Here is a 7,250-nt window from a genome sequence, read left to right as displayed (position 1 = left end):
AGGTGAAGGTGTTTCAAAATCCAAGCGAGATAAGACAAATAAATTAGATGTAATCGAAAGTGATAAAAAATTAAAGCAAATCTATTTGTCTGTGGTGAAGGACTTTGCCATTAAGTATGGAGTATGGAAAGAAAAATAGAATTCGGTAGGAGGAATTAATCAATGGAGCAACTAGCTTTAGTTAATCTCTCAGACCTCAAAGCATCTTTGGCAGAATCTGAGATTGCAAATGAAGTGTGGGATACAAAGCAAGCTGCTGAATATTTAAAAACCACAACACGCACGCTGACTAAAGATGCCGAATCTGGAAAGATTCCAGCAGCGAAAGTTGGCAGAGAGTGGAGGTTTAGTAGTATCGCTTTGTATCAGTATCTAAAAGGAGGACAACATGGGAAAGTTTAATCGAGCATTAGTGTTTAGCGCACCGCTAATGATATACGCTTTAGGAATTTGGGGAAGAAAACAAGCATTAATTGGCACGATTGTTTACATGGTATGGATCTTCATAGGTCTTGATGAAGCTGAGTATAGAAACAAAAAAAGACACGACCGCCGGCAAGCATAATCGTGTCCAAAGAAATAAACTATCTTTCTATATTTTACCACAGAAAGGGATGAACCGTAAATGCTAATTGCAACGGATACACTAGACCGCATCTTTTTAAAAGACGAATACAAACTGCGCAATATAGATGCGTCAGGAATTTTAGTATTTGATCTTTATGACAATGGAAAAATTGGTATCTATCAAGCAAGTGATATTGAAGAAACAAACCTTGCTTTCGAGCAAATTAATGATTCTGTGGAATTGGATTTAGATGAAGCAATCCTAGCTTTTGAACAAATTGCAAAATTATTAAAGGAGGCACAAAAGAATGGCAACTCTTTACCAACTCAGCGAGTCATATATCAAAGTCCTGGAACTGGCAGAACAATTGGATGAAGAAATTCTTCGCGATACTCTCGATTCGATTAATGAAGCGATTGAGTATAAGGCAGAAAACTTAGCAAAAATAGTTAAAGAAGTAGAAGGGAAAGCTGAGTTAATCGATAGTGAAATTAAACGTCTACAGGAACGTAAGACATCGCTTTTGAACAATGCTAAGAGTATCAAACACTATTTACAAGAGGAAATGGAAAAGACTGGTAAAACGAAGATTAAAGGTGAATTATTCAACATTGGAATTCAAAATAATCCAGTATCAGTCAATGTAACAAACGAGAACTTAATTCCAAAAGGATTCTTTACCCCTGTGCCTCCCAAATTGGATAAAAAGCAATTGAAGGAGGAACTGAAGCACGGAGATATTCCTGGTGCTGAACTCGTCCAAACAAAAGGTTTGAGGATAAGATAGGAGGCAATATTCGTGGAAATTAAAAGCGCAACAGATATTCTTCGTGATAAAGACTGGAGAATAATGATTTATGCAAAACCAGGTACAGGTAAGACGTCACTTGTTCAATTTTTAAAAGGAAAAACTTTAGTGTTGGATATGGATGATTCTTCAAAAGTATTAGCAGGTTTGCCTAATGTGGATGTAATCTCGTTTGATCGTGTTAAACCACATGAATTCATTACTGAATTTATTAAAGAGGCTCCTGAACTAGTTGCAAATTATGACAATCTTGTTATCGATAATATTTCAAGTTTTGAAAAAGACTGGTTTGTAGAACGTGGAAGATCTTCTAAAAATGGAATTAGTAATGAAATTCAAGATTACTCACAATGGACGAACTATTTTGCTCGAATTATGACTACCATTTATCTATTAAAAGACATCAATATTTTAGTAACTGCATGGGAAAATCAGCGTGAAATAACTACTGAACGCGGACAAGTATTTAATCAGTATGCACCACAAATCAGAGATAGTGTCAGAGATAATCTTATGGGTCTGACTGATATCGTTGGGCGAATGATTATCAATCCAGATACTGGCAATCGAGGGATTATCTTAGAAGGTAATGATGCTGTTTATGCTAAGAACAGACTAGATGAACGGAAAGCTACACCTGCAGAAGAATTGTTCTTCATAGGCGGTGAACCGAATGTATCAACTCCGACCGTATCAGATTAAGCTAGTTCAAGAAGCCAGAAAACATCTATCTCAAGGAAAAAAAGGAGTATTGATCCAATCGCCACCAGGAAGTGGCAAATCAGTTGTAATTGCAGAAATTGTTCGATTAGCAACAAGAAAAGGCGGCATAGTACTATTTCTTGCCCACAGGAGAGAGTTACTAGATAACATTCGAGAAACTCTTGAACAAAATGAAGTAGATTTATCAAAAGTCATAATATTGTCAGCTGTAATGGCTAAGAACAGGTTAAATAAATTGCCAAAGCTGTCTCTGATAATTACGGATGAAGGGCATCATGGTAAAGCGAAAACTTATATGGATATCTATAACCATTTTAAAGAAATTCCTAGATTAGGTTTTACTGCCACACCGTACAGACTCAACGGGGAAGGATTTACAGATATATACGAAGAAATGGTAGAAGGACCATCCATACAGTGGTTGATTGATCAGCACAATCTAGCGCCTTATCGTTGGTACTCTATTCCTTTGATTGATCGTTCTAAAGTAGATTTTAAAAATATGTCACGTGAAGCTGAAAGTTCTGCACGATTATTCGAGTCAGATGCCACAATTCAAGGCGACATTGTTGAAAATTATAAAAAATATGCGGATGGTCAACAAGCAATTGTTTATGCTCCAACGATTCAGGTAAGCAAGATGATTGTTAAATGGTTTAACGACAATGGAATATATGCGGTTCATGCAGATGGAAAAACACCTACCAAAGAACGTGATGATATTATGGCAAATTTCAAATCGAAAAAAATCACTATATTATCAAATGTTGATTTAATCAGCGAAGGATTTAATGTACCAGATGTTGGAGTGATTATCCTTTGCAGGCCTACGCAATCAATCGTCTTACATTTACAACAGTCTATGCGAGGCATGAGATATCGAGAAAATAAGACTTCGATTGTGTTAGATCATGTTGGGAACGGAGCTAACTTAGGTTTACCTACTGATAAATTTGAATGGTCGTTAAGCGCGAGGAAAAAGAAGAGTAATGGAAGTAGCAGCGAAGCGCCTAGAATGACTTGCTCAACATGTGGACAGCAATTTCTTCTGAAGAGTTTATTAAAGATAGAAAATAAACCACATTGCCCATTCTGCTTACAAGAAATAGTAATTAAAGAAAAGGAAAATTCCGTTACTTTTGATGAAGCGGTTCAAATGGTGGAATTGAATGCAGAAAATGCCAAGCTAGCGCGACTTTCAAGAAAGAAATTTTCAAAAAAACAATCTTTAGAATTAAATTATGCAATTGCAAAAGCAAAGGTAAGTTTTGAAGGTAAAGGAAATCCGCTTTTTAAAATGTTTGGCTCACTCACTACTTATCAAGGACAATATTACTCCATCGATCAATTAGAAGAATTATCGTTGATCAAAGATGTATCAATGGAATCAATTTTAAGAGCTTATAAATGGGCTTTGGAAAAACTCGATTCAAAACAAGAAGAACCCGAATGGGTAAAAAATACATTTTATTAAGGAAGAGGTAATTAATTATGACAGCATTTAAAGTAGATTACAATGAAGCGCAAGATTTTGGAGCAGTACCAGACGGAGATTATGAGGTAGTTATTTTCAACGTTACGGAAGATGCCTCAAAAGGCGGAACAGAGTTTATTAATTTTGATATGGTCATCAGAAATGATATTAAACAACCACGACAAAACAGTCATCTTTTCCATAGAGTTTGGAAAAGTAAAGAAACTGGCAAATATAATCGTGGAATGATCATGTCACTAGCGAAATCATTTGGCCTTCCTGATGGAAAGGAATATCAATCATTCGAAAATTTCCTTGAAGATTTTGCTATGAGACCAGCGAAAGTAAAAGTAAAGAACGAACAATCGGAGTACAACGGGAAAACGTATGACAATACAAATATTAAAAAATTCGAAACCACTAAGTTTCCAGAACTCCAACATCAATGGAAGAAAAACAACGCTGAAAAATCTGTAAATTCCTCACCAGCATTTGATATTTCAGATAATGATCTTCCATTCTAATGAATAATTACGAGCGTATTCCCTTAGAGTTGCGTGAGTTAAATCAGTGGGGGATTTATAAACGCTCATGGAACGAACAACGAGGGAAATGGAGTAAGAAACCTTATGATCCGTTTACTGGAGAATTAGGCAGCAGTACAAATGAGAACAAGTGGTCTGATTTCAAGACCGCTCTCTCAGCTGTTTCAACTTTTAATGCAGATGGCCTAGCTTTTTATTTTAAACCACCTTATATAGGTATTGATTTAGATGATATAGGCGATGACTTAGAAAGGTATCTTCAAGGCGATGTAGAAAATAACTTAGTTTATGTTTTTATGAATTCTACAAAAACATATTCAGAAATATCAATGAGTGGCAAGGGAATCCATATTATAGGTAAAGCAGCAATCCCTGGAGAAAGACGTAGAAAAGGGAATGTCGAAATGTATACCGAAGGTAGGTTCTTTGCTATTACAGGTAACTTCTTTGGTAATAATGAAGAAATTAATGAGATACCTGAAATTCAAATGAATTTCTTATACAAGCGATATTTAGAAAATGAAACAGTAATAAAACAAGATTTTTCTAAAAGTAATTGGTCAGATGGAAATGACTTATCTGTCAACGAGATCATACAAACAGCGGTGAATTCTTCCACAGGTAATCGTTTTAGATTATTCATGGATGGAGGATGGGAAAAAATATATGATAGCCAATCTGAAGCAGATTTAGCATTTGCAAATGATTTAGCTTTTTGGACTGCTGGAGATTTTCAAAAGATGGATGAAATATTCCGAATGTCTTCGTTGTTTCGAGACAAATATGATCAGAAACGCGGAAAGACAACCTATGGAATAGGGCTTTTAAATAAAGCCATATCTGAGAATACAAATCATTATACTGGCAAAAAAACAGCTGATGATTATTTTCTTTCCATCCCAGGTATCACTGTGGACGAAACTAAACCGACTAAGTTTTATAGCTATGACGATACAGGCAATGCAGAAAGATATCTTGATTTGTTTGGATCCTTTACAAAATACAGTTACGTAAATAAATGCTGGTATTTTTATAACGGTAAAAATTGGGAACAAGACAATATCGGTGCCGTTCGAAAATGGGTAGATCAGACTATCGAGATATTCAAAAACGAACCTGTTTCGATACCTAAAGATGCGACTGAAGATGAAGAAAAAGCCTATATTGAAGCAAAAGAGAAACATTTAAGAAGGTCCAGAAACAATGCTGGAAAAGAAGCTATGACACGTGAGTTGAAACACCAAGTAGCGATACTTCCTGATGAATTTGATAGTGATGATATGCTGTTCAACGCTCAAAACGGTTATTTGGATCTTTCTAATGGCATTTTATATGAACACGATATTTCTAAAATGTTCACTCGAATTTCTAACGCTGAGTATACGGATAAAAGTGATTGTCCACGTTGGAAGCTGTTTTTGGAACAGATATTTGACAATAATACTGAATTGATTCGCTATATTCAAAAAGCTGTTGGGTATTCTATGAGTGCATCGATCAGAGAACAAGTCATGTTCATCCTTTTCGGTAATGGAAGAAATGGTAAATCTGTTTTCTTAGATATCATTTCTGAAATAATGGGAAGTTATGCCATGGGAATGCAGGCATCGAGCTTGATGGTTAAACAAGGTGGTAGCAGCGGCCATAACGAAGATATTGCACGATTAAATGGCGCACGTCTAGTAACGTCCTCGGAGCCAAATGAAGGCGTAAGAATGGATGAAGGTTTAATCAAACAACTAACTGGCGGAGATAAAGTGTCAGCATCCTATAAAGGAGGCCACATGTTTGACTATAAACCTAAATATAAGATTTGGCTTGCAACTAATCATAAGCCGATCATCAGAGGAAATGATGATGGTATTTGGCGAAGATTACCATTAATTCCTTTCACTGTACAAATTCCGTTAGATAAAGTGGATAAGAATTTGAAAGAAAAATTGATGCGCGAATTGCCAGGAATATTCAATTGGGCAGTAGAAGGATGTTTGATGTGGCAAAGAGAAGGGTTGAATCCACCGGCCGATATTCAGAAAGCTACAATGGAATATCGAAAAGAAATGGATATTATAGGTGCTTTTATAGATGAATGTTGCGAAACAGGACCTGGTTATTCAATCGGGGCAACGGATCTATTTAAAGCATACGATAAATGGGCAAGAGATATGAATGAACATCCATTCAGTCAGACCCAGTTTGGTAAGAAAGCTGCGGACAGGTTTGAGAAATCAAAATCAAAAGGAAAAGTTGTTTATCGGGGGATTGATTTAAAAAAAGAGTTTAGAGAATTTAACGTATTAGTTCCTGGGTTGTGAAACAAATAAAGTTTCACAAATGTGTGTAGGTAGACAGTTGGGTAGATAGTAAGTAGATAGTTTTTTACAAACTGTCTACCCGATAAAACCTTTGAGGCTGTAAGGCTCATTACTGTTAGGTAGATAGTAGGGATAGTTTATATATATAGTAAATAAAATAATAAAAATAAGGAAATATATAAAAATACAGAAGCAACCTAGAAATAACTGTCTACTGTCTACCCAAACTGGTTAATACTTAGAACCACAAGGGATAGAGCGATTATAAACTGTCTACCCATGTATATATACTATCTACCCGAGCAGGAGGTGCTTATGACAGCAGAAATTGAAATACAAAATGCCATTCGAAGAGAATTACCCAAATATGGTCATTTTGTTTATAGAGGCAATGTGGGCAAAGTGAAGACGATTGATGGCAGATGGTTCGATACTGGATTGCCCAAAGGATGGCCAGATTTGTTTGGATGGACTAAAGAGGGAAAATTTTTCGCCATTGAAGTGAAGAACGAAAAAGGAAAGTTGAGACCAGACCAAGTGAAGTTTGGTGATTTTTTGCAAAAGCAACCTGTACTATATGGTGTTGCACGATCAGTGGAAGAAGCATTGAAAATTGTGGAGGAATCATCATGACAACAGAAGAAGTGATTCAAATGCGAATTCGAAGCATTCAACGTGAAATTGACGAACTGGAGCGGACAAAGGCAGTAATGGTCAATGAAACGGCGAAAAAGGCAATTGATTTGCACATAGAGAATTTAAGAAGGGAAATTCGTAGATTGGAGGAATGAGCGTGGATAAGAAAGCAGCAATGAAA

The 7,250-nt window shown here is 36.0% G+C and carries 10 protein-coding genes and 1 pseudogene; all 11 read left to right on the top strand.

What is annotated here, in order from left to right:
- Window positions 1-139 (top strand): annotated as a pseudogene (locus tag EVI01_RS14195) (phage antirepressor Ant); the annotation flags it as partial.
- 23 nt (window positions 140-162) lie between these two features.
- Window positions 163-402 (top strand): excisionase family DNA-binding protein, encoded by a 240-nt coding sequence (locus EVI01_RS12990; protein WP_104885548.1) that lies wholly within the window; start codon window positions 163-165, stop codon window positions 400-402.
- Entirely contained in the window at window positions 389-565 is a 177-nt protein-coding gene (locus EVI01_RS13785) for a hypothetical protein (protein ID WP_186808780.1), read from the top strand. The genes EVI01_RS12990 and EVI01_RS13785 overlap by 14 nt, the downstream gene beginning before the upstream one ends.
- 60 nt (window positions 566-625) lie before the next feature.
- Window positions 626-943, top strand: a complete 318-nt coding sequence (locus tag EVI01_RS12985; protein ID WP_146811724.1) for a hypothetical protein — start codon at window positions 626-628, stop codon at window positions 941-943.
- On the top strand, window positions 876-1,355 hold the full coding sequence (locus EVI01_RS12980) for a siphovirus Gp157 family protein (protein ID WP_016176870.1): 480 nt from the start codon (window positions 876-878) through the stop codon (window positions 1,353-1,355). Before EVI01_RS12985 ends, EVI01_RS12980 begins: the two co-directional genes overlap by 68 nt.
- A gap of 12 nt (window positions 1,356-1,367) precedes the next feature.
- Window positions 1,368-2,078 carry an AAA family ATPase gene (locus EVI01_RS12975; RefSeq protein WP_010721532.1) on the top strand — a complete coding sequence of 237 codons (711 nt, stop codon included), beginning with the start codon at window positions 1,368-1,370 and terminating at the stop codon, window positions 2,076-2,078.
- On the top strand, window positions 2,050-3,573 hold the full coding sequence (locus EVI01_RS12970; protein WP_146811722.1) for a DEAD/DEAH box helicase: 1,524 nt from the start codon (window positions 2,050-2,052) through the stop codon (window positions 3,571-3,573). The genes EVI01_RS12975 and EVI01_RS12970 overlap by 29 nt, the downstream gene beginning before the upstream one ends.
- Window positions 3,574-3,590: 17 nt before the next feature.
- Entirely contained in the window at window positions 3,591-4,097 is a 507-nt protein-coding gene (locus EVI01_RS12965) for a DUF669 domain-containing protein (protein WP_002347055.1), read from the top strand.
- Window positions 4,097-6,433 (top strand): phage/plasmid primase, P4 family, encoded by a 2,337-nt coding sequence (locus tag EVI01_RS12960; RefSeq protein ID WP_146811721.1) that lies wholly within the window; start codon window positions 4,097-4,099, stop codon window positions 6,431-6,433. Before EVI01_RS12965 ends, EVI01_RS12960 begins: the two co-directional genes overlap by 1 nt.
- Window positions 6,434-6,748: 315 nt before the next feature.
- Complete coding sequence (locus tag EVI01_RS12955; RefSeq protein WP_002329414.1) at window positions 6,749-7,066, top strand: VRR-NUC domain-containing protein; 318 nt, start codon at window positions 6,749-6,751, stop codon at window positions 7,064-7,066.
- Entirely contained in the window at window positions 7,063-7,224 is a 162-nt protein-coding gene (locus EVI01_RS12950) for a hypothetical protein (protein ID WP_010725234.1), read from the top strand. The genes EVI01_RS12955 and EVI01_RS12950 overlap by 4 nt, the downstream gene beginning before the upstream one ends.
- Window positions 7,225-7,250 lie beyond the last annotated feature (26 nt).

The organism is Enterococcus villorum (assembly GCF_007990225.1).
Taxonomy (GTDB): domain Bacteria; phylum Bacillota; class Bacilli; order Lactobacillales; family Enterococcaceae; genus Enterococcus_B; species Enterococcus_B villorum.
The sequence above is the reverse complement of the archived record's forward strand: the minus strand, read 5'-3'. Positions and strand labels throughout refer to the sequence as shown.